Here is a 23,671-nt window from a genome sequence, read left to right as displayed (position 1 = left end):
TGACCAATAACTGGGTTTATGCTTGAGAGGCTTTCACTTTCGCGTGCAACTCTTGTACTGACGTCACTGTACTCTTCGCATCAGCAGTATGCGCCATACAGGTCGCAAACGCAGCGTTTAGCGTTGTGGTGTAGTTCACCTTCTCAGCCAGAGCGCCACGACGAAGAACTTTAGAGTCCTCAATCGCTTGACGACCAGCAGCCGTGTTCACAATGTAGGTGTATTCATTGTTCTTGATACGGTCAAGAATATGAGGACGACCTTCGTGAACCTTGTTTACCAAGCGAGGGTTAATGCCCGCTTCACCAAGGATAACCGCAGTACCGTGCGTTGCATCCAGTTGGTAACCAAGCTTAACCAGCTTAGAGGCCAAATCCACTACGCGTTGCTTATCGCCTTCACGTACTGACAGTAGCGCACGGCCACCTTCAGGGTAAACGCTGCCACAGCCAAGTTCTGCTTTTGCGTACGCTTCTGCAAACGTAGCGCCAACACCCATCACCTCACCTGTCGAGCGCATTTCTGGGCCCAACAGTGGGTCAACACCAGGGAACTTGTTAAATGGCAATACCACTTCTTTTACTGAGTAGTAAGGTGGGATGATCTCTTTAGTAAAGCCTTGAGCTTCTAAAGATTGACCCGCCATGACACGTGCAGCGATTTTCGCTAGTGGCGCACCAGTTGCTTTCGAAACAAACGGTACGGTACGTGCCGCACGTGGGTTTACTTCGATTAGGTAAACTTGATTATCTTTTACCGCAAACTGCGTATTCATTAGGCCACGAACACCCAACTCAAACGCCAGTTTTTCAACTTGCTCACGCATCACATCTTGGATTTCTTGGCTTAACGTGTATGCAGGTAGCGAACATGCAGAGTCACCAGAGTGAACACCCGCTTGCTCGATATGCTCCATGATACCGCCAATCACTACGCGCTCACCGTCACAAATAGCATCAACGTCAACTTCAACAGCGTCATCAAGGAAACTATCAAGTAATACTGGTGATTCGTTAGATACGCTCACCGCTTCGTTGAAGTAACGACGTAGGTCTTGCTCGTCGTAAACGATTTCCATCGCACGACCACCCAGTACATACGAAGGACGAACCACCAATGGGAAGCCGATTTCACGCGACTTTTCAATCGCTTGTTCCATGGTCGTTACCGTTGCGTTTTGTGGTTGTAGCAGGCCTAAACGGTCAACCGCGACTTGGAAACGCTCACGGTCTTCTGCTCGGTCAATCGCATCAGGGCTAGTACCAATGATTGGCACACCTGCCGCCTCTAGCGCACGTGCCAGTTTCAGTGGCGTTTGGCCACCGTACTGAACGATAACGCCTTTTGGCTTTTCAACGCGGGCAATCGCTAATACATCTTCCAGTGTTACTGGTTCAAAGTACAAACGGTCTGACGTGTCGTAGTCGGTTGATACCGTCTCAGGGTTACAGTTGACCATAATGGTTTCGTAACCGTCTTCACGTAGTGCCAGTGATGCGTGTACACAACAGTAGTCAAATTCAATACCTTGGCCGATACGGTTTGGACCGCCACCCAAAATCATGATTTTGTCTTTATCGGTTGGATTAGCTTCACACTCGTCATCGTAAGATGAGTACATGTATGCAGTATCTGAAGAAAATTCTGCCGCACAAGTATCAACACGCTTGTAAACCGGGTGAATATCGAACTGGTCACGTAGGCGACGGATTTCGCTTTCCGCAACACCCAGCAGTTTCGATAGACGCGCATCCGCAAAGCCTTTGCGTTTCAGCTTACGCAGTACATCTTCGGTCAAACCAGCAAAGCCACCGGCTTTAACTGACTCTTCCATTTTGACTAGATCTTCAATTTGAACGAGGAACCAACGGTCGATTTGCGTTAGGTTGAACACGCCATCAACAGATAAGCCTGCACGGAATGCATCGGCGATGTACCAAATACGCTCTGCGCCAGCTTCTTTTAGCTCATGGCGAATTTTTGATAGTGCGTCTGGTGACTCAAGGTCAACCATTTCGTCAAAACCACTTGCGCCCACTTCTAGGCCACGCAATGCTTTTTGTAGTGACTCTTGTTGGTTACGACCAATCGCCATCACTTCACCCACTGACTTCATTTGCGTCGTCAGACGGTCGTTCGCGCCAGCGAATTTCTCGAAGTTAAAACGAGGAATCTTAGTCACAACGTAGTCGATGGTTGGTTCAAATGATGCTGGTGTTGCGCCACCTGTGATGTCGTTCATCAACTCATCAAGCGTAAAGCCAACCGCCAGTTTCGCTGCTACTTTAGCAATCGGGAAGCCGGTTGCTTTTGAAGCTAGTGCTGAAGAGCGAGATACACGTGGGTTCATCTCGATGATAACCATACGGCCATCTTTTGGGTTGATACCAAACTGAACGTTTGAACCACCAGTTTCAACACCGATTTCACGTAGAACCGCTAGCGATGCATTACGCATCAACTGATATTCTTTATCGGTTAGCGTTTGTGCTGGTGCCACCGTGATTGAGTCACCGGTGTGGATACCCATTGGGTCGAAGTTTTCAATCGCACAGACGATGATGCAGTTGTCGTTTTTGTCACGAACCACTTCCATCTCGTACTCTTTCCAACCGATCAATGACTCATCGATTAGCAGCTCGTTAGTTGGCGATAAATCCAAGCCACGACGACAGATTTCTTCAAATTCTTCTTTGTTGTATGCAATACCGCCACCCGTACCACCCATGGTGAATGAAGGGCGAATGATACAAGGGAAGCCAACCATATCGAGAACTTTGTAAGCTTCTTCCATTGTTTTGGCTGTATCTGCCGTTGGACACTCAAGGCCAATCGACTTCATTGCTTTATCAAAGCGAGAACGGTCTTCTGCTTTATCAATCGCATCAGCGGTTGCACCGATCATCTCTACGCCAAACTCAGCAAGAACACCGTGTTTCTCTAAGTCTAGTGCACAGTTAAGCGCTGTTTGACCGCCCATGGTAGGCAATACAGCATCAGGGCGCTCTTTCTCAATGATCTTACGCACGACTTCCCACTGGATAGGCTCGATATAGGTTGCATCGGCCATCTCTGGGTCTGTCATAATGGTGGCAGGGTTTGAGTTCACAAGGATAACTCGGTAACCCTCTTCACGCAGTGCTTTACACGCTTGTGCGCCAGAGTAGTCAAACTCACATGCCTGACCGATTACAATCGGACCAGCACCAAGAATTAGAATACTTTGAATGTCAGTACGTTTTGGCATTATCTACTACTCCGAATTAAGCGCTGTGTTTTTTAATGAGTTCGATGAAATGGTCAAATAGTGGAGCCGCGTCTTCAGGACCTGGGCTCGCTTCTGGGTGACCTTGGAAGCTGAATGCTGGTTTGTCAGTGCGGTGGATACCTTGCAAAGAACCATCAAACAGAGATACGTGTGTCGCACGTAACGTTTCCGGTAGCGTTTTTTCATCCGCAGCAAAACCGTGGTTTTGTGAAGTAATCATCACAATGCCGCGATCCAAATCTTTTACTGGGTGGTTCGCACCGTGGTGACCAAACTTCATTTTCACCGTTTGCGCACCAGAGGCGAGCGCAAGAATTTGGTGACCCAGACAGATACCAAATAACGGGATGTTTTTTTCTAGGAAGACTTTGGTTGCTTCAATCGCATAAGTACATGGCGCAGGGTCTCCAGGACCATTCGATAAGAAAACACCATCTGGATTAAGAGCTAGAACTTCTTCCGCTGAGGTTTCAGCCGGTACCACCGTTAAGCGGCAGCCGCGGTCAACCAACATGCGCAAGATGTTTCGCTTGGCACCGAAGTCATAAGCGACAACGTGGTATGGCAACTCACTGTCATCTTTTGCTTCTGGAAGGCCACCCGTAAGCGTCCACGAACCTTGTTTCCATTGATACGCTTCTTTTGTTGTAACTTCTTTCGCAAGATCCATACCTTTCAAGCCAGGGAATTCTTTTGCTTTCGCAAGCGCTAATGCTTCGTCAAGGTTATTGCCAGCGACGATACAGCCGTTTTGGGCACCTTTTTCACGAAGAATACGAGTGAGTTTGCGAGTATCAATATCTGCGATGCCGACAATGTTTTGCGACTTGAGATAATCAGAAAGGGATTGTTCGTTACGGAAATTAGAAGCGATAAGAGGGAGATCGCGAATCACAAGGCCTTGAGCATGAATGGAAGAGGATTCTTCGTCTTCGGAATTGGTTCCGGTATTGCCAATGTGAGGATAAGTAAGAGTGACGATTTGTTGTGAATAGGAAGGATCAGTGAGAATTTCTTGGTACCCCGTCATCGAGGTATTAAAAACGACTTCCCCAACGGAAATACCATCTGCGCCGATGGACACTCCGCTGAACACTGTCCCATCTTCCAGGACTAACAGTGCTAATTTACTCAAGGCAACCTCCAGAATAAAAATGCATAAAAAATAAATAACTTTGCAACATTGCCTTCCATTTCGCCATAAAAAAGCATTTTTAGGTCTGACAGACAAATTGGCGTTATTCTAATAACGGTTGTGACCAGTGTCAACATTCATAGTAAAATAAAATGCATATTTACGACGCTTTATGAGAAAACCTTACCAAAACAGTCAAAAAACCAAGTTTACTTACTTTTTACTTAACCAACAGCAGTAACTCTTGGTTATCGCCTCAAATTAGAAAGCAAAAAGACAGGCGACCAGAAAAAACCATAAAGCAAACGTTACTCACACCAACTAAACACACAAAATACAAACACTAGCACCACTTATTAACTCAAAGCACCATAAGTAACACAATAAAAGGCTAATGCACGCATATTTTGTCTAGTTAATTTTTTTTGCCATATCGAGCAGATACAAAAAGCGCCAGCCGAGGCTGACGCATAAATATGTTTAATGGTCTTTATAGATTTTTGCTAACGAAGAGATCAAAGATCATTTAAACCCAGTACATCGGTCATAGTATAGAAGCCTGCTGGCTTACCATTCAGCCAAACAGCAGCCTTTACTGCGCCATTAGCAAAGGTCATACGATCCGTCGCTTTATGAGTGATCTCAACACGTTCACCAATATCAGCAAACATTGCCGTATGCTCACCAACAATGTCACCTGCGCGAATGGTAGCAAAGCCAATTTCGTCTTTGGTTCGTTCACCAGTGATGCCCTCTCGAGCATATACGGCCACATCGTTGAGCTTATTACCCATTGCACCGGCAATCGCTTCACCCATACCAATCGCAGTGCCTGATGGCGCATCGACTTTGTGACGGTGGTGTGCTTCAACAATTTCAATATCGCAGTAGTCACCCATGACTTTGGCGGCTTTTTCCAGCAGTTTAAACACCAAGTTAACGCCGACCGAGTAGTTCGGAGCCATGACGACAGGAATTTCCTTCGCGACCGCATCAATGTGTTCACGCTCTTGATCGCTAAAACCCGTTGTGCCAATCACGATGCTCTTACCGTGGGTACGGCAAAGCTCTAAGTTGGTTAATGTGCTGCTTGGTGCAGTAAAATCGATGATGACATCAAAGCTGTCAATTTGAGAGGCAAGATCATTGGTTAGGACAACTTCAAATTTTCCTTCACCACATAGTTCACCAACATCTACCCCAACCAACGAAGACTCAGGGCGCTCTGATGCAGCTCCAACTTGAGACTCAGGATTAAGATGCGTTGCTTTAACTAAGTTTCGGCCCATACGGCCTGCCGCTCCTGCGATTGCAATTCTGACCATTGCACTCATTCTCCATTTTGGTGTATCGAGATGAAAAGATCCTCACCTCGAGAAAACGATCTTGTGCACTAAACTACCAATAAATGGCTGTGCTGGCTAGCTTTTTGAGACATAGATCAAGAAAACTCTTTGATCACACGCTGTAAAATCGGCACGTTTGCCTCTGGAAATGCGTAATTTTCTAACTGTTTGATCTTTACCCACTCGCCTTGCTGGCCTTCGCGCCCATAAGGATCACCCGCAAAATTGGTGACCAAGATAAAATCAAATTTAAGCGATTTATCCGGATAATCATATTCAAGGTGTTCAAATAGACTCTGTTCAGTGACTTGAATGCCGATCTCCTCATCGAGCTCACGGATCATCGCTTGCTCTGTCGTTTCCCCTAGCTCAACTTTGCCTCCGGGAAACTCCCAAAATCCGCCTTTATGTTTATCATCGGGACGCTTAGTAATAAAAATCTGCGATTTATCTTGATTGAAAATCACCGCCGCAACGATATGGATTCTTTTCATATGATGGTGTTCCTATAACTTCCCGCTCGTCATTCCCTACAATGAGGAACGAATTAGATAGGGAATCTGCTGTTTTATTCGTATCAAAGATCCCCGACTCGTTCGTTCCTCACTCTCGAGGATGACGTAGGAGAAAATCTCAAAGTTCACATACAAAAAGAGCCGCCTAAGCGACTCTCTATTTATTTACTAAGCATTATGGATCTAAGTTGTAACTCGATGAGTGCGAGGAGGTGGCACGGAGCTTACGTTAGTAAGTGAGTACCACCGACACTGCAATCATCAGTTACAGCGACGACCCAAACGAAGTTAGCCAATTTGACCGTGACACTGCTTGTACTTTTTGCCGCTACCACATGGGCAAGGCTCATTACGACCGACTTTGCGCTCATCACGAACCACGGTTTGTGGCTGTGCTTCTGCCGCTTCTTCGCCATCAGCAAGAGGGTTTTCTGCGCTCGCATGTTGAGCATGTGCAAGACGTGCCGCCGCTTCTGCTTGTGCACGACGTTGCTCTTCCATACGCTCAACTTCTTCTTGTTGTTGAACACGTACACGTGACAACACCATGATAACGTCGGTTTTCAATGAATCTAGCAAACCTTCAAACAGTTCAAACGATTCACGTTTGTACTCTTGTTTCGGGTTTTTCTGTGCATAGCCACGTAGGTGGATACCTTGGCGTAGGTGATCCATCGCTGCTAGGTGCTCTTTCCACAGTGTATCGAGTGTTTGTAGCATCACTGATTTTTCGAAGTTGCGTAGCACTTGCTCGCCAACGACTTCTTCTTTCTTGCGGTACACTTCAACGGCAAGTTCGATGATTTTTTCACGTAGTGCTTCTTCGTAAAGTTTGTCATCAGCTTCTAGCCACTGTTGAATTGGCGCTTCAATATCAAAGTCGTTCTTCAAGCGGTGTTGCAAACCTTCAACATCCCACATCTCTTCAAGAGATTGCGGTGGAATGTATTCGTCGATCATTGCCGTCAATACGTCAGCACGGTTTTGCTCGATCATCTCGCTGATATCTTCAGCAACCATTAGCTCATCACGCAGCTCGTAGACAACTTTACGTTGATCGTTCGCTACATCATCGTATTCAAGTAGCTGCTTACGAATGTCGAAGTTGCGACCTTCTACTTTACGTTGCGCTTTTTCAATTGAACGAGACAACATCTTCGATTCAATCGCTTCACCTTCTTCCATACCACTTTGGATTAAGCTCGCCATGCGGTCTGAAGTAAAGATACGCAGAAGAGAGTCTTCCATTGATAGGTAGAAGCGTGAAGAGCCTGCATCGCCTTGGCGGCCAGAACGACCACGTAGCTGGTTATCGATACGGCGAGATTCGTGACGCTCAGTACCAATGATGTGTAGACCACCCGCAGCAAGAACTTGATCATGGATGACTTTCCATTCCGCTTTAATCGCGTCGATTTGTTCTTTCGTTGGGTTATCAAGTTGTTCAACTTTAGACTGCCAGCTGCCACCTAACACGATATCGGTACCACGACCTGCCATGTTGGTTGCAATCGTAACCGCACCCGGAGTACCCGCTTCGGCAACAATTTCCGCTTCACGTTCGTGGAACTTAGCGTTCAAAACATTGTGCTTAATCTTGGCTTTTTGCAGTGCATTAGAAAGTAGCTCAGATTTTTCAATCGAGACGGTACCCACCAATGATGGCTGACCTTTCGCAACGCGCTCTTTAATGTCTTCAATGATCGCATTGAACTTATCAACTTCAGTGCGGTAGACCATATCTGGCATATCGTTACGAATCATTGGTTTGTTGGTTGGGATTACCACCGTTTCCAAACCGTAGATTGATTGAAATTCAAATGCTTCAGTGTCTGCTGTACCTGTCATGCCTGACAGTTTGTCGTAAAGGCGGAAGAAGTTCTGGAAGGTGATCGATGCGAGTGTTTGGTTCTCGTTTTGGATCTTAACGCCTTCTTTTGCTTCCACTGCTTGATGCAGACCCTCTGACCAACGACGACCCGGCATTGTACGGCCGGTGTGTTCATCAACGATAACCACTTCGCCTTCTTCATTGACGATGTAGTCGACGTTTTTCTCGAACAGAACGTGGGCACGCAGTGCCGCGTTTACGTGGTGTAATAGGCTAATGTTGGTCGGTGAGTAAAGCGTATCACCCTCTTCCATTAGGCCATTTTTCACCATCAGCTCTTCAACAAACTCTTGGCCAGTTTCCGTTAAGTAAACTTGCTTAGTTTTCTCATCAACGGTGTAGTGACCATCACCACGGTACTCTTCTGAATCTTCTTGGTCTTGTTTTTGCAGTTCAGGGATCAACGTATTGATACGTGTGTAAAGATCTGAGCTGTCTTCTGCAGGGCCGGAGATAATCAAAGGGGTACGCGCTTCATCGATTAAGATCGAGTCCACTTCATCGACAACAGCGAAGAAACGAGAACGTTGAACGCGGTCTTCCGCACGGAAAGCCATGTTGTCACGTAGGTAGTCAAAACCAAATTCGTTATTTGTGCCGTATAGAATATCGGCTAGGTAAGCTTCTTTTTTCGCTTGAGGAGGCATGTTTGGCACGTTAACGCCAACCGTCATACCTAAGAATTCGAATAATGGGCGGTTCGTTTCCGCATCACGAGAAGCAAGGTAGTCATTCACCGTTACAATGTGAACACCGTGACCAGGAAGCGCGTTAAGGTAAGCTGGTAAGGTCGCCGTTAGCGTTTTACCTTCACCAGTACGCATCTCTGCAATTTGGCCTGCGTTAAGCACCATGCCGCCAACCAACTGCATATCGAAGTGACGCATACCGTAAACACGTTTAGACGCTTCACGTACCGTAGCAAATGCTTCAGGTAACAATTTATCAAGGTCTTCACCTTGCTCTAAGCGCAGGCGGAACTCTACCGTTTTAGCCTTTAGTTCTTCATCAGAGAGAGCTTCAAACGTTGGCTCGTAATTATTGATCTCTTTTACAATTTTCTTAAGGCGACGCAAGGTACGGTCATTGCGACTGCCAATTACCTTTGTCAGTAGCTTAGTAATCATCTTGTATGAATCTCTCTATCATTCGATCGGGCACGATCGTATCTTAATGCCTTCAGTCTCTACCAGTTTTAAACTAAGAATACTGAGTTAAATCATTAATCCCAAATATTGTGGTGAGAACTCAAATTTTCAAGGCTTAACTGATTTTTAAGTGGGGAGTAGTTTAAGGAATTTTATCACGAACAACCAATCTGTTAGTGATTTGTTTGAAGCACTTGTGATTTTTTGCCCTTGAATGGCGTAACTTTATCCGTTATTGGGCTATTCGCTTGGGGCTGGGTTGGTTAAACTAACACTATCACCTTTGATAAGAGCCTCTCATGCGCGACCATCGTCCCACGCTCAGTAACGATATTATCTCCGACTCTCGCTTTGCGGATTTGCAAAAGCATGCCAAAGAGATCATGGCGATTAATGAGCTGCTGAAAGAAATTTTACCTCAACAAACGGTGGATCATTGCCGCGCGGCAAATGTGCGCGATGGTCAGTTGGTGATTGAGGTCGCCAGTGCCGCAATGAAAATGAAGCTAAGCTATGATCGCTTACACATTCTAAGCCAATTACGCAGCCAAGGTTTCGCTCGTTTAATTGCAATTGATGTGCAGATTAATCCTGAGCTATATCGTAGTCGCAAGGAATATAAACCACAGGATATAAAGCCACGTGAGCCGATTTCAGATATCGCCGCAGAGTATTTACAAGGTATCGCTGAAAATGCGCCGCCAAAAATTAAGGCTCGCTTAGAAAGCTTGGCCAAATTGGCTCAACGTAAACAAGAGCAATAATCGCCGTTTGCATACCGTTAACTAAATTTAGACGTAAAAAAAACCAGTCATTCGACTGGTTTTTTTATTTCTTTATTCTTTCGCGCTTACGCAAGAACCATGCTTGGGTCAGCGAAGGCAACCGGTGAGGTTTGCTCTTCTTCAAAGGTTACCCATTCCCAAGCTTCTTGATCAGCAAGTACTGAACGTAGAAGTTGGTTATTTAAACCATGGCCTGATTTGAATGCACGGAATTCACCGATGATTGGGTGGCCACACATGTAAAGGTCACCAATCGCATCTAACACTTTATGAGTCACGAATTCGTTCTCAAAGCGTAGACCTTCTTCATTCAGAATGCGGTATTCGTCCAGTACGATAGCGTTATCAAAGCTGCCGCCTAAAACAAGATTTTGTGATTGAAGGTATTCGATATCACGCATAAAACCAAAGGTACGAGCTCGTGAAATCTGCTTCACAAAATCTTGTGATGAGAAATCAAACACTAGGTGTTGCTCGTCAGCATCGATGGCTGGGTGATTGAATTCAATCTCAAAGTCCATACGGAAACCGTTATAAGGCTTAAATTCAGCCCACTTATCGCCATCTTCAAAGCGAACAGGTTTCTTAATACGGATGAAGCGTTTTGCTGCGTTTTGCTCTTCGATACCTGCTTGTTGAAGCAAGAATACGAATGGGCTCGCACTGCCATCCATAATTGGAATTTCAGGTGCATCCACTTCAATAATGACGTTATCGATACCCATGCCTGCTAATGCCGCATTCAAGTGTTCAACCGTTGAGATACGAATACCTTGGTCGTTCACAAGTGCAGTACACAGCATGGTGTCACGAACTGATTCTGGGTCCGCTGGAAAATCAACAGGTGGATTTACATCGGTACGACGGTAAATAACACCTGTGTTTGCAGCAGCTGGGCGAAGAGTTAAAGCGACTTTACGGCCGGAGTGTAAACCAACACCGATCGTTTTCACTATTTCTTTCAGAGTACGTTGTCTGATCATCTGCTTGCCTCAGGGTTTAGTGCTACAAATCACGGACGATGAAATCATCGGCCGCGAATCATACCACATTTTAGAACCATGTCAAAAATTGACGCGATTAGTCAGCTTGACGACGTAGAAACGCTGGAATATCTAAATAACCATCTTTTTCTACTTTCGGCGCCGTGCTTTGGCCTGAGCCATTGCTTGCTGACGCAGAGCTTGCCGGCTGTGAAGTGACTTGCGGTTTTTCCTGCAATGTCTGTGCCGGTTTCTCTTCTACTTTTACCGCTGCTGGTTGCTGAGTTGCGACTTGTGACTGAGGTTGTGCTACCGGTGCCACTTTCGCTTTGCCGCCCGCCACTAATGTGATGTCAGGCTTTTTCTCGTTACCAATACCTGTTGCAACGACTGTTACGCGAATCTCATCCGCCATATCAGGATCAAGTGAAGTACCAATAACAACCGTTGCGTTGTCTGATGCAAACGCTTTCACTGTGTTACCCACAGTTTCAAACTCGTCTAGACGCATGTCTAGGCCAGCAGTAATGTTCACAAGAACACCACGAGCACCAGCAAGATCGATGTCTTCTAGAAGTGGGCTTGAGATAGCCATCTCTGCCGCTTCTTCTGCACGATCTTCGCCTTTTGCTACGCCGCTACCCATCATGGCATGACCCATTTCCGACATCACGGTACGAACGTCCGCAAAGTCGACGTTGATCATACCTGGGCGAGTAATCAGCTCAGCAATACCTTGAACTGCATTTTTAAGTACGTCGTTCGCACTAGCAAAAGCTTCAAGTAGAGTGATTCCGCGACCTAGTACTTTCAGTAGTTTCTCGTTCGGGATAGTGATCAAAGAATCGACGTGCTTAGACAGCTCTTCGATACCTTGCTCAGCAAATGCCAAACGCTTCTTACCTTCAAAGCTAAAAGGCTTTGTTACTACCGCAACCGTTAGGATACCTAACTCTTTGGCAACTTCAGCAATAACAGGTGCAGCACCAGTACCGGTACCACCGCCCATTCCCGCTGCGATAAATACCATATCGGCACCGGTTAGCTCTTCTTTAATTCTATCTCGATCTTCGAGAGCAGCGTCACGTCCTACTTGAGGGTTCGCTCCAGCGCCAAGACCTTTTGTCATGTCACCGCCAATCTGAATGACGCTGTTCACGCTAGTTTTACGCAGTGCTTGCGCATCAGTATTAATACTGATGAATTCCACACCTTCAATGGACTCACGTACCATGTGCTCAACGGCGTTACCGCCACCGCCACCAACCCCAACGACTTTGATTACCGCATCGTCAGACATTTCCATCATCGGTTCAAACATGTGTTATCTCCGTTTTTCCTGCTGCTCAGGTTAAAACTCTTTTTGTATCCAGTTACGTAAGCGATCGAACATTGAGGTCACTGGTTGGCGTTTAGGTTCGCTGTATTCAGTGTCATCATTAATCTGACTGTCTCTTGCGTAATGAAGTAAACCAACTGCCGTAGAATGATACGGCTCTTTTACGTAATCTGTTAAGCCGCTCACCTCTAGAGGTTTGCCAACTCGAACTTGGTTGCGGAACACGCGCTCCGCACATTCTACCAAACCTTCAATTTGCGCGGCACCACCCGTTAGCACCACACCGGCTGCTAAATGATGTTTAATGCCTTCTTCGCGCAACTTATCTTGAACGGTATCGATAGTTTGATTAACCAATCCCATAAGTTCAGTATATCTCGGCTCAATCACTTCCGACAAAGTTTGTCGTTGTAAACTGCGTGATGGTCGCCCACCGACACTTGGGACGTTAACCGTGTCGTCTTTACTAACCAGCTCACTAAGAGCACAGCCGTATTTTACTTTTATCTCTTCTGCATCACTCACAGGAGTGCCAAACGCAAAAGCGATATCACTGGTCACCGCATTGCCTGCGTATGAGAAAACTTCAGTGTGACGCAGTGCGCCGCCGGTCCAAATAGAAACATCCATGGTACCCGCGCCGATATCAACGACACACACACCCAGTTCACGTTCATCTTCAGTAATAACAGCATTGCTTGCTGCCAGACCTGAATAAACCAGATGCTCAACCGTCAAACCACAACGTTCAACAGCCTTAATAATATTTCTTGCCATATCATTGTGACAAGAGATTAAGTGCACGCTCACTTCCATGCGTACACCTGATAAACCTAGCGGGTTTTTAATCCCTTCTTGGTAATCAATGGTAAATTCCTGCGGGATAACATGAAGAATGCGCTGTTCATCACCAATTTTTATTGATTTAGCGGTATGAATCGCACGATCCATATCTTCTTGTGAGACCTCTTCATCTGAAATAGTTCCCATCCCTTTTTCTATACGGCTCGCAATATGGCGACCTGATATAGAAATGAATACATTACGGATTTGGCATTCAGCCATCAGCTCCGCTTGATCAACTGCACGTTGAACGGACTTCACCACTGATTCAAGATCGTTGACGCCGCCTTTATCCATGCCACGTGAAGGGCTGGTACCTGCGCCAATGATATTGATTTGACCATCCGGTAAAATCTCGCCAACTAGAGCCGACACGGTCGCAGTGCCTATATCAAGACCAACAATAATGTTGTCATCAGCGGTCTTAGTCATCTGTACTCTCTTGTTCTAACTCTTGTTCAGGGAACCAGCCAACCGCGGCCCCCGTATCATACCTAAGATCGATATAGCTGACTCTTAACGCGTCACTACCTAGATTTTGGTATAGCGAAATAAAACGGTCTATGCGTTCATCCAGTGATTCTTTACCCAGCTCCAAACGAATGCCGTTGTCGAGAATGATCTGCCATGCTCGGCGGTCATTAAGAACCAACGAGGTAATGGTAAGATCCAACGGCGCAAATTGCTGACTCAATTTATGCCAAGTCGCCAACACGTCTGCACTTGTCCCTTCAGGGCCATAAAGCTTAACGCGTTCTCCGTGGAGCTTACCAATATCACCGTCAAACACTTTACCAGCATCATTTAATAGTGCATTGCCATTCCAAATAGCTTCTGCGTGATGCTCGGTAAGAAAAACTTTTACCGTGTCTGGCCACTGTTTGCGAATTGAGGCATTGGCAACCCAAGGCAATGATTCGATGCTATCTTGCAATACGTCTACATCTTGCGACATAAAAGTACCGACATGATCCAACTTGGAAAATGCGCGCTGCACATCCAATGCTGTGACGTATTCTAAATCACCTTGCAGAACCAGCTTCGATAACGGTAAGCGTTGATCATCCCACATCCACGAGACGGTGGAATAAAGCAGAGAGCCAATCAATACCACTACCACCAGTAAAAAACTGGCGCCAACGGCGTGTTTTTTTACTAGTGGAAAATCGATTAAACGACGTCCTTGGTTAAAAACAGTTCTAATCAAAGTCCGTTGTCCTTCGCTAATGCTCGCAATTGTTATTCCTATCTCTTCGTATAGGCCAAAGCACTTGCTTTAACCCTCGGATTATACTGGGGTCACTAAAAGTATCAAACCTTGAAAGTAAGAAATCATAGCTTTAACGCTAGAAATGCGCTAAATATTCAAAAAACGGCCTAGATTGCCAGCATTTGATCAATATTCAGCTCTAACGCAGCGAGCTGTTTCGCTACTTTGCCCACATCACCTGCGCCTTGGGTTAGTACTAAGTCACCGTCTTGTAAAACATTTGCCAAAATTGCAGGCAGAGCTTCCGTTTCTGGGACAAAGATAGGATCAATCTTACCGCGGCTACGAATGGTACGGCACAATGAACGTCCATCAGCACCCGCAATAGCCTTCTCACCTGCTGCATAGACATCCAGCATGATCAATACATCGACTTGCTCCAGTACATTGGCAAAGTCATCATACAAATCACGAGTACGGCTGTATCGGTGCGGTTGGAAGATCATCACCAAACGTTTCTCTTCCCAACCACTACGCGCAGCTTGAATCGTCACGTCCACTTCGGTTGGGTGATGACCATAATCATCCACCAGCATTGCGCTGCCATTACCGGTTTCAAATTCACCAAGGTGATCAAAACGTCGGCCCGTTCCTTGCGTACCCAACATCGCATTGAGGATCGCTTCATCACCAATATCATCTTCCGTTGCAACAGCAATGGCTGCCGACGCATTAAGGGCGTTGTGACGACCAGGGATGTTCAAGGTAATATCAAGATTCGCACGACCTTGGCGCACCACGGTAAATTGACCTTGCTGGCCATTTTGACGGTAATTTTCAATACGCACATCGGCATCTTCAGAGAAACCGTAGGTGATCACTTGGCGGCTAATACGTGGAATCAACTCACGAACCACTGGATCATCGATACAAACGATCGCTTGGCCGTAGAACGGAAGATTATGCAAAAAATCGATAAAGGTCTGCTTAAGCGTTTCGAAGTCACCACCGTAGGTATCCATGTGATCTGCTTCGATGTTAGTCACAATGCTTACCATCGGTTGTAGGTGCAAGAATGACGCATCACTCTCGTCCGCTTCTGCAATTAAGATGCGGCTTGAACCAAGGCGAGCGTTAGTCCCGGCACTTTTCACTAGGCCGCCATTAACAAACGTTGGATCGAGACCCGCTTCAGAATAGATTTGTGTCACTAATGCTGTCGTGGTGGTTTTACCATGTGTCCCTGCCACCGCAATTCCGTGACGGAAGCGCATCAGTTCCGCTAACATCTCAGCACGACGAACCACTGGAATACGCGCTTCACGCGCCGCTTTAATTTCTGGGTTCTCTTCATTAATGGCAGTAGAGACAACAACCACACTCGCGTGAGCGACGTTTTCTGCCTGATGGCCGATATAAACGGTCGCTCCTTTTTGCGTTAATCGCTCTGTCACTGGGTTTTCAGCGATATCAGAACCGGTAATTTGATAGCCTTCGTTAAGCAGCACTTCTGCGATACCACTCATGCCTGCGCCACCAATACCAATAAAGTGAATCGACTTTACTCGGCGCATCTCTGGCACCATTGCTCTAATCTGAGCCAAATCTTGGGTATGTTTAATCGTCATTGTCTTTCTCGTTATTTGGTCAGGTCGATGATCGCTTGCGCGACGACGTTATCTGCTTCTAGTTGAGCTGCGCTTCTTGCCTTAATGGCCATCGCTTGCAGTTGGCTGCGATCCAGCATGCGGATTTCATCGACTAACTTTTCTACTGTCAGATCAGGCTGTTCTATCATTTTAGCTGCGCCACATGCCACTAGATGATCGGCATTCAACGCTTGCTGACGATCCTTGTGCATGAAAGGAATAAAGATTGCCCCCACACCGGCTGCCGATACTTCTGATACCGTTAAGGCGCCAGAGCGACAAACCAGTAAATCAGCTTGGGCGTAGGCGGCAGCAACATCATCGATAAACTCGACCGTTTCGGCCTGTGTCACTTGCTCAGCTTGATAAGCGGCGCTGACTTCTTGCTGGCTATTCTTGCCCGCTTGATGCACCACTTGATACCCCTCGCCCAACGCAGCCATCACCAGCGGCATGGTTTGGTTGAGAATACGAGCGCCTTGACTGCCACCCATAACTAAAATACGAATAGGGCCACTGCGTTCAGCAAAGCGTGTTTGTGGTTCAGCCAAAGCCACCACATCTTCACGCACCGGATTACCGACTACTTGCGCGTTAGGAAAAGCACCAGGAAAAGCTTGGAATACTTTTTTAGCGATCTTGGATAGCCACTGATTGGTTAAACCTGCCACCGCATTTTGTTCATGCAGCACCACGGGAATACCCAATAGCCATGCAGCGATACCGCCAGGGCCACTCACATAACCACCCATACCTAAAACCGCATCTGGCTGCCATGCTTTCATATGCGCTCTGGCTTGCAGGATGGCATTGATTATTTGGAATGGTGCTTTAATAAGGCGAGCAATGCCTTGACCACGTAGGCCTTTTACTTTGATAAAGTCGATTTCGATGCCGTGTTTTGGCACCAAATCCGCTTCCATTCGATCCGCTGTGCCAAGCCAGCGAATCTCCCAGCCTTGCTGCTGCAACTTTTTGGCAACCGCCAAGCCTGGAAAAACGTGACCGCCGGTACCACCAGCCATCACCATTAAACGTTTATTTTTATTCATCTTCTGCATTCTGTGTAGATTGTTGCTGCGCATGAAGGCGGCATTCGTGGTCGATACGCAGCAAAATTGAGACGGCAACCGCCATCACAATCAAACTCGAACCACCGTAACTGATCAGCGGTAATGTTAAGCCCTTGGTCGGAACAATCCCCGCCGCAGCCCCCACATTTACCAAGGTTTGAAAGGCAAACCAAATACCAATGCCAAAAGCGAGATAGCCGCCAAAAAAATCGTCACTTTCAAAGGCGCGACGACCGATAAAAATCGCTTTCAATACCAAGCTAAAGATCAGCATTAAAACTAAAACAACGCCAACAAAACCTAACTCTTCCGCCAGTACTGCAAAAACAAAGTCGGTATGCGCTTCTGGTAAATACGCCAGCTTTTGGACCGAATTACCCAAACCTTGACCAAACCACTCCCCGCGACCAAACGCCATCAAAGATTGGGTTAACTGATAACCACTACCGAACGGGTTTTCCCATGGGTCAAGAAACGAGGTGACACGCTTCATACGGTAAGGTTCTGCGAGAATCAAACCAATAACAGCAGCAATGCCCACCACCACCAGAGCAAGGAACTGTGTCAACTTTGCCCCAGCAATGAACAGCATGCCGAACAGCGTCACCAGCATAACGATCACGGTACCTAAGTCTGGCTGAAACAATAACAGCACCGCCAAAGTACCAAATACGGCGATCGGTTTGATAAAGCCACCAACAAAGGTTTCCCGGACTTCATCTTGTTTGCGGACCAAATAACCCGACATAAAGATAAACAGCGATAACTTCGCCACTTCAGCCGGTTGTAGGTTAAACAGACCGAGTGGGATCCAGCGTGATGCACCATTAACCGATTTACCGCCAACTAACACCACGACCAAAAGGAAAATAGATAATCCCAGCAGTGGATAACTATATTGCAGCCAGCGCTTCATCGGGATTTGTACGATCACAGCAGCAGTTGAAAAAGCCAAGAACAAGAAGATCGCGTGGCGGAACATAAAGTGAAACGGTTGCCCGGTTAAACGGGTACTGATCGGAAAAGAAGCCGAAGTTACCATCACGAGACCCGTCAACATCAGGCCAAGCGAAATCCACACCAACTGGCGATCAAAAAGCGCCTCGGGTGCAGAGTGAGTAAACCACTGTTTTAGATTGGCGAACGCATTTCGCAACGGCATCTTCTCGTTTATCTCATTTATGTTGAAAGAATCAGGTTTAAGGAGCGGTTAAGCAAACTGCTCGGCAAGCTCGGCAAAAGCATCGCCACGCGCCATAAAGTTACTGAACTGATCAAAGCTTGCACACGCAGGTGATAACATCACCATATCGCCCGCTTGCAGTTGTGGGGTTGCCCACTCAACGATCTCTTGCATGGTAGCAAAACGCAGAGCAGATGCATGCAAAGGCACAAATTGATCGCCATCTGCGCCAAAGCAGCACAGCTGCACATTGAGTTGCGCCAGTACGGGTGCCAAATCACTAAAATCCGCACCTTTGCCGTTACCACCAACCAATAAGTACAATTTACCGGATAAATTTAGGCCAGACAGCGCCGCGAGGGTACTCGCCACATTGGTCGCCTTGGAATCATTGACCCACTTGATACCACGATTATCGGCAACAACCTGACATCGATGTGTCAGACCGTTGTAAGACTTCATTGCAGCAAGGCCAGCTTTCACATCAACACCGGCCGCACTGAGCAGCGCAATCACGACTAAGCTATTCGCCACATTGTGACGACCAACCAAACTCAACTCATTTACCGCGAGAATGGTTTCACCCTTATAAGCTAAAAACTCAACGCCATCGTGCTCGATGACGCAAGCATCACTTGACTGCTCTAGTGAAAACTCAAGCAGCGATTTTTCATCATCAGGATAAGTCGCTTTGTCGTCAGCATTAACCACGCACACTTGGGCATGATCAAAAATACGCAGTTTCGCAAGACGGTAATCTGCCATACCTTGGTAGCGATCCATATGATCTTCAGAAAGATTCAAAAAGGCAGCGGCCACTAGAGGTAAGCTTGAGGTTGTTTCGAGTTGGAAACTTGATAACTCAAGCACATAGAGATCGGCCGGTTGTTCAAACAGATCAAGCGCTGGTACACCAATATTGCCGCCAACACCAACATTCCAGCCTGCCGCTTTCGCCACCACGCCGGTCATATCGGTTACCGTACTCTTACCGTTAGAACCGGTAATGGCAATCACAGGCTTATCAACGTGCCATGCAAACAGCTCGATATCACCCACAACAGGAATACCTGCGGCGATCACTTGTTGGATCTCAGGCGTCGCTAACGCAATCCCCGGGTTAGTCACCACTAAATCAGCCTCTAATAGCCAATCGGTGCGCCAACTACCGGTATGCAACTCAACATCTTCAGGCAGTGACTCTTGACCGGGCGGCGTCGCACGCGTATCAATCACTTTCACCTGCAAATCTAGCGGTAAACGCTTGAGATGCTTAACGACAGAGAGCCCGGTAATACCGAGCCCCACAACCACAACTTTTTCGATACCTTGCCAATGTTGCATGGTCATGCAGTGTCTTCCTTAACGTACTTTTAGAGTCGCTAGACCGATAAGAACCAAAACAATAGAGATAATCCAGAAGCGTACAATAACGCGTGGTTCTGGCCAGCCTTTTAATTCGTAATGATGGTGGATTGGCGCCATGCGGAAAATACGTTGGCCGCGCAGCTTGTAAGAACCCACTTGTAGGATCACTGACAGCGTTTCCATAACGAAAACACCCCCCATAATCACCAACACAAATTCTTGACGAACCAACACCGCGATCGTCCCTAATGCGCCACCTAGTGCCAATGAACCCACATCACCCATAAACACTTGTGCTGGGTAGGTGTTAAACCAAAGGAAGCCTAAACCCGCGCCGACAATTGCAGTACACACCACCACCAGTTCTGAGGCATAAGGAACATGCGGAATGTGTAAATATTCTGAGAACTGCACATTACCCGTTGCCCATGCAATCGCTGCAAAGCCTGCTGCAACCAGTACGGTTGGCATGATGGCTAAGCCATCGAGACCATCGGTTAAGTTAACCGCATTACTGGTACCGACGATAACAAAATAGGTCAAGACAATGTACATCAAGCCCAATTGCGGCATGATGTCTTTAAAGAACGGCACCACCAGCTGAGTCGCAGAGGTATCTTTGCCATGTGCGTACAGAGCAAAAGCCACTACTAACGCAATGGCTGATTGCCAAAAATATTTCCAACGCGCAATTAAGCCATCGGTATTTTTGCGTACCACTTTACGGTAGTCATCAACAAAACCGACAGCTCCGTAGCCAAATAGCACAAAGATCACAGCCCAAACATAAGGGTTACTGAGATCGGACCATAACAATACGGTAATGATGATTGCCGCGAGGATCATGATACCGCCCATGGTTGGCGTGCCACGTTTACTGAAGTGAGATTCAGGACCTTCATTACGCACCACTTGGCCAATCTGCAACATTTGCAAGCGACGGATCAAACGTGGTCCCATCCACAATGAAATACCTAATGCTGTTAATACGCTTAAAATGGCGCGAAATGACAGGTATTCAAATAGACGAAAGAATGAGAAATATGGCTGTAGCAGCTCTGCAAGCCAAATAATCATGAATAAATCTCCTTCAACGCAGTTGCAACCTTACTCATACCAGCGCTGTTTGCGCCTTTAACAAGTAATGTGTGGGGACCAGTATGATGCGGCAACTGCTGTTTTATAAACTCAATCATGCTGTCGTGTGATTCAAAATGTTGACCTTGGCAAACGTCACTGATGGCTTTCGCATCAGCACCAAAAGTCAGTACATGTTCAAAATTAAATGGGGCTGCATGTTCCCCGACTTGTCGGTGAAGTGCAAGGCTTTCATCGCCTAACTCTGCCATATTGCCCAAAATAAGCCAGCGAGTGCCGCTAAATCCAGCTAAAAGATCGGCCGCCGCTTTCATCGCCGGAACGCTGGCGTTATAGCTATCATCAATCAAGCGGATTTCATTGCTCAACGCCACTAACTCTACGCGACCTTTCACTTTAGACAGTAACGCTAGACCAGCAGTAATCGTCGCAAGATCAGCACCAAGCTCCACCGCTAGCGACGCTGCAGCCAATGCATTTGAAACATTATGTTGACCAATAATACCCAGCTGTATCGCGGCACTACCGAGCGGCGAATGCAGGGTAAAGCTCGCTTCACCATTGGCATTTATCGCGATATGATCGGCGTAATAGTCGGCACTCGGATCGCTCACTGAAAAGGTTTTGACCTGTTTATCGGCTAACGCTGGTTGCCAAAATTGCCCACCATGACTTTCTAGGTTCACAATCGCAACACCACCCGCTTTCAAGCCTTGGTAGATTTCACCTTTCGCTTGTTTGACGCCATCAATCGAACCAAAACCTTCTAAGTGCGCTGCGGCGACATTATTGACCAGCGCCACATCCGGGGTAACCAATGCCGAAGTGTAAGCAATCTCACCGATATGATTAGCACCGAGTTCAATTACGGCAAAATCATCTTGCGGCGTAGAACGCAGCAACGTCAGCGGCACACCGATATCATTATTGAAGTTACCCGCGGTGAACAACACTTGGCCCTGTTGCGCCATGATGCTTGCAACCATCTCTTTCACAGTGGTTTTGCCACAACTGCCGGTAATCGCTACCGTTGGCGTCGCACATTTTTGATGCACGTAGGCTCCCAACAGCCCCAAGGCTTGCTTAGTATCACTGACCACCAGCTGCGGAATTGCGATTTCAAGAGGGCGAGAAACCAACAGTGCTGTCGCGCCAGACTCTAGCGCTTGCTGAGCAAAATCATGAGCGTCAAAACGCTCGCCAATTAAGGCGACAAACAATGCGCCTGCTTGTAGGTTGCGAGTATCGGTAGAGACAAGTGTAATCTCACAATCATCACCGACCATTTCACCGCCAAGTACTTGGGCAATGTGGCTAAGAGTCATATTTATCATAATGATAATCCTAGTAGCTGCTGGGCTGATTCACGATCAGAGTAGTGCACCGTTTTATCCGCTAGGACTTGATAATCTTCATGGCCTTTACCCGCCAATAAAATAATATCTTGCTCGCCGGCATGCTCTAGCGCGTATTGCAAAGCGGTAAAACGTTGATGCTCCACAATCGCTTGTTGAGGATGACTCATCCCCGCCAACATATCTTGTACGATTTCCGCTGGATCTTCACTGCGTGGGTTATCATCAGACAAAATCACGCTATCGGCCAAACGTTCACCAATTTCCGCCATCATCGGACGCTTACCTTTGTCGCGCTCACCGCCACAGCCAAAGATAGCCCAAAGCTGACCTTGGCAATGGACACGCAGTGCTAGTAGTGCTTTTTCCAGCGCGTCAGGTGTATGAGCATAATCAACCACCACTTTGGCTTTACCTTCGGTGGTAAAAAGCTCCATGCGACCAAGCACAGGTTCAAGTTGTGATGCGGTATCAATCAAACTTTGCTTATCAATACCCAATGCCAGCAATGTCGTCATCGCTAACATCACGTTTGATGCATTAAATTCACCAATCAGTGGCGCGCAGATTTGTCCCGCACCAAAATGACCATCAAAAGCAATATCAATACCTTGCTCTGAATAGGCTACCTCAGTCGCCCACACCGCTGGCACGTCCGCTTTAATGGTTTCGTTTGGTGGTAATAGAGATACCGCAATCGCGTTGTCGAGTCGCTTCACCCACTGCTGACCAACCACATCATCAACGTTGACAATCGCATGCTGGCATTGATGTTGGCTGAATAGGGTAAATTTCGCCTCTGCGTACTCTTCCATCGTGCCATGGTAATCAAGGTGATCACGGCTTAAATTGGTGAATACACCTGCAGCAAAAGCGAGTGCTTGAACGCGCCCTTGAACAAGGCCATGTGAAGAGACTTCAAGTGCGGTGTAGTTTGCGCCAAGCTGAGCAAGTTCAGCGATAGTGCGCTGTACTTCAACCGCATTACCCGTGGTGTTCGCTGCAGGTCGCAATGTCTCTAAGAAACCATTACCTGTGGTGCCCATCACTGCTGCGCGCTGCCCAACTAGCTCAAGCCATTGAGCCATCAATTGAGTAATCGTGGTTTTACCATTGGTTCCCGTCACCGCAATCAATTGATTATTGTGGTGAGCGTAGAGACGACCAGCAAGGGCGGAAAGGTGTAGACTTAAATCCGCAACATAGACGATAGCAACACCATCGCGCAGTTCGACTAAGCCGTGCTGCTTTTCACTGCACGCTTGAGCAATCACAGCATTTGCACCGTTATTAAGTGCGGCATCAATGAACTGACGGCCATCAGTGGCATGACCTTTAATCGCCACAAACGTCGTTCCAGAGGTGACTTTACGGCTATCTAATTCAAGCTGTGCGACAGCGATATCAGCGGCAAAACCGCTCAGTGGCAGCCAAGGAGCAACCAACTGTTGTAATGTGAGACTTAACGACATACAAAGGTCT

At 47.0% G+C, this 23,671-nt stretch carries 17 protein-coding genes; 1 reads left to right on the top strand and 16 read right to left on the bottom strand.

Annotated elements, in window-relative coordinates; all coding sequences use genetic code 11:
* Window positions 1-16 precede the first annotated feature (16 nt).
* The 5 genes from carB to secA all read right to left on the bottom strand — a co-directional run bounded on the left by carB (window position 17) and on the right by secA (window position 9,282).
* Complete coding sequence (gene carB / locus RH88_RS05635; RefSeq protein WP_005594087.1) at window positions 17-3,247, bottom strand: carbamoyl-phosphate synthase large subunit; 3,231 nt, start codon at window positions 3,245-3,247, stop codon at window positions 17-19.
* 16 nt (window positions 3,248-3,263) lie between these two features.
* The gene (gene carA / locus RH88_RS05630; protein ID WP_005594086.1) at window positions 3,264-4,403 is read right to left on the bottom strand and encodes a glutamine-hydrolyzing carbamoyl-phosphate synthase small subunit; all 1,140 of its coding nucleotides are present in this window, start codon (window positions 4,401-4,403) and stop codon (window positions 3,264-3,266) included.
* A gap of 515 nt (window positions 4,404-4,918) precedes the next feature.
* Entirely contained in the window at window positions 4,919-5,728 is an 810-nt protein-coding gene (gene dapB, locus RH88_RS05625) for a 4-hydroxy-tetrahydrodipicolinate reductase (protein WP_005594085.1), read from the bottom strand.
* Between the two features lie 116 nt (window positions 5,729-5,844).
* Window positions 5,845-6,243, bottom strand: a complete 399-nt coding sequence (mutT, locus tag RH88_RS05620) for an 8-oxo-dGTP diphosphatase MutT (protein WP_005594084.1) — start codon at window positions 6,241-6,243, stop codon at window positions 5,845-5,847.
* Between the two features lie 309 nt (window positions 6,244-6,552).
* Window positions 6,553-9,282, bottom strand: coding sequence for a preprotein translocase subunit SecA (gene secA, locus RH88_RS05615; RefSeq protein ID WP_005594083.1), 2,730 nt, complete (start codon window positions 9,280-9,282; stop codon window positions 6,553-6,555).
* Window positions 9,283-9,602: 320 nt separating this feature from the next.
* On the opposite strand from secA, the gene RH88_RS05610 reads away from it, so the two are divergent.
* Window positions 9,603-10,067 (top strand): DUF721 domain-containing protein, encoded by a 465-nt coding sequence (locus RH88_RS05610; protein ID WP_005594080.1) that lies wholly within the window; start codon window positions 9,603-9,605, stop codon window positions 10,065-10,067.
* Between the two features lie 86 nt (window positions 10,068-10,153).
* On the opposite strand, the gene lpxC is transcribed toward RH88_RS05610, so the two are convergent.
* The 11 genes from lpxC to murE all read right to left on the bottom strand — a co-directional run bounded on the left by lpxC (window position 10,154) and on the right by murE (window position 23,661).
* Window positions 10,154-11,071, bottom strand: coding sequence for a UDP-3-O-acyl-N-acetylglucosamine deacetylase (gene lpxC / locus RH88_RS05605; RefSeq protein ID WP_005594078.1), 918 nt, complete (start codon window positions 11,069-11,071; stop codon window positions 10,154-10,156).
* 97 nt (window positions 11,072-11,168) lie between these two features.
* Window positions 11,169-12,392 (bottom strand): cell division protein FtsZ, encoded by a 1,224-nt coding sequence (gene ftsZ / locus RH88_RS05600; RefSeq protein ID WP_005594076.1) that lies wholly within the window; start codon window positions 12,390-12,392, stop codon window positions 11,169-11,171.
* 30 nt (window positions 12,393-12,422) lie between these two features.
* On the bottom strand, window positions 12,423-13,685 hold the full coding sequence (ftsA, locus tag RH88_RS05595; protein ID WP_005594075.1) for a cell division protein FtsA: 1,263 nt from the start codon (window positions 13,683-13,685) through the stop codon (window positions 12,423-12,425).
* Entirely contained in the window at window positions 13,678-14,460 is a 783-nt protein-coding gene (locus RH88_RS05590; RefSeq protein WP_005594074.1) for a cell division protein FtsQ/DivIB, read from the bottom strand. Before RH88_RS05590 ends, ftsA begins: the two co-directional genes overlap by 8 nt.
* A gap of 170 nt (window positions 14,461-14,630) precedes the next feature.
* The gene (gene murC / locus RH88_RS05585) at window positions 14,631-16,091 is read right to left on the bottom strand and encodes a UDP-N-acetylmuramate--L-alanine ligase (RefSeq protein WP_005594073.1); all 1,461 of its coding nucleotides are present in this window, start codon (window positions 16,089-16,091) and stop codon (window positions 14,631-14,633) included.
* A gap of 11 nt (window positions 16,092-16,102) precedes the next feature.
* On the bottom strand, window positions 16,103-17,164 hold the full coding sequence (murG, locus tag RH88_RS05580) for an undecaprenyldiphospho-muramoylpentapeptide beta-N-acetylglucosaminyltransferase (protein ID WP_005594072.1): 1,062 nt from the start codon (window positions 17,162-17,164) through the stop codon (window positions 16,103-16,105).
* On the bottom strand, window positions 17,157-18,347 hold the full coding sequence (gene ftsW, locus RH88_RS05575) for a cell division protein FtsW (protein WP_005594071.1): 1,191 nt from the start codon (window positions 18,345-18,347) through the stop codon (window positions 17,157-17,159). Before ftsW ends, murG begins: the two co-directional genes overlap by 8 nt.
* A 48-nt stretch (window positions 18,348-18,395) precedes the next feature.
* Window positions 18,396-19,712 carry a UDP-N-acetylmuramoyl-L-alanine--D-glutamate ligase gene (murD, locus tag RH88_RS05570; protein WP_005594070.1) on the bottom strand — a complete coding sequence of 439 codons (1,317 nt, stop codon included), beginning with the start codon at window positions 19,710-19,712 and terminating at the stop codon, window positions 18,396-18,398.
* Between the two features lie 18 nt (window positions 19,713-19,730).
* On the bottom strand, window positions 19,731-20,813 hold the full coding sequence (gene mraY, locus RH88_RS05565; RefSeq protein WP_005594069.1) for a phospho-N-acetylmuramoyl-pentapeptide-transferase: 1,083 nt from the start codon (window positions 20,811-20,813) through the stop codon (window positions 19,731-19,733).
* The gene (locus RH88_RS05560; protein ID WP_005594067.1) at window positions 20,810-22,168 is read right to left on the bottom strand and encodes a UDP-N-acetylmuramoyl-tripeptide--D-alanyl-D-alanine ligase; all 1,359 of its coding nucleotides are present in this window, start codon (window positions 22,166-22,168) and stop codon (window positions 20,810-20,812) included. Before RH88_RS05560 ends, mraY begins: the two co-directional genes overlap by 4 nt.
* Window positions 22,165-23,661 (bottom strand): UDP-N-acetylmuramoyl-L-alanyl-D-glutamate--2,6-diaminopimelate ligase, encoded by a 1,497-nt coding sequence (murE, locus tag RH88_RS05555; RefSeq protein ID WP_005594065.1) that lies wholly within the window; start codon window positions 23,659-23,661, stop codon window positions 22,165-22,167. Before murE ends, RH88_RS05560 begins: the two co-directional genes overlap by 4 nt.
* Window positions 23,662-23,671: the final 10 nt, after the last annotated feature.

Source organism: Vibrio scophthalmi LMG 19158, assembly GCF_000222585.1.
In the GTDB taxonomy this organism is placed as follows: Bacteria; Pseudomonadota; Gammaproteobacteria; order Enterobacterales; family Vibrionaceae; genus Vibrio; species Vibrio scophthalmi.
This window is presented reverse-complemented; position numbering and strand designations above follow the sequence as displayed.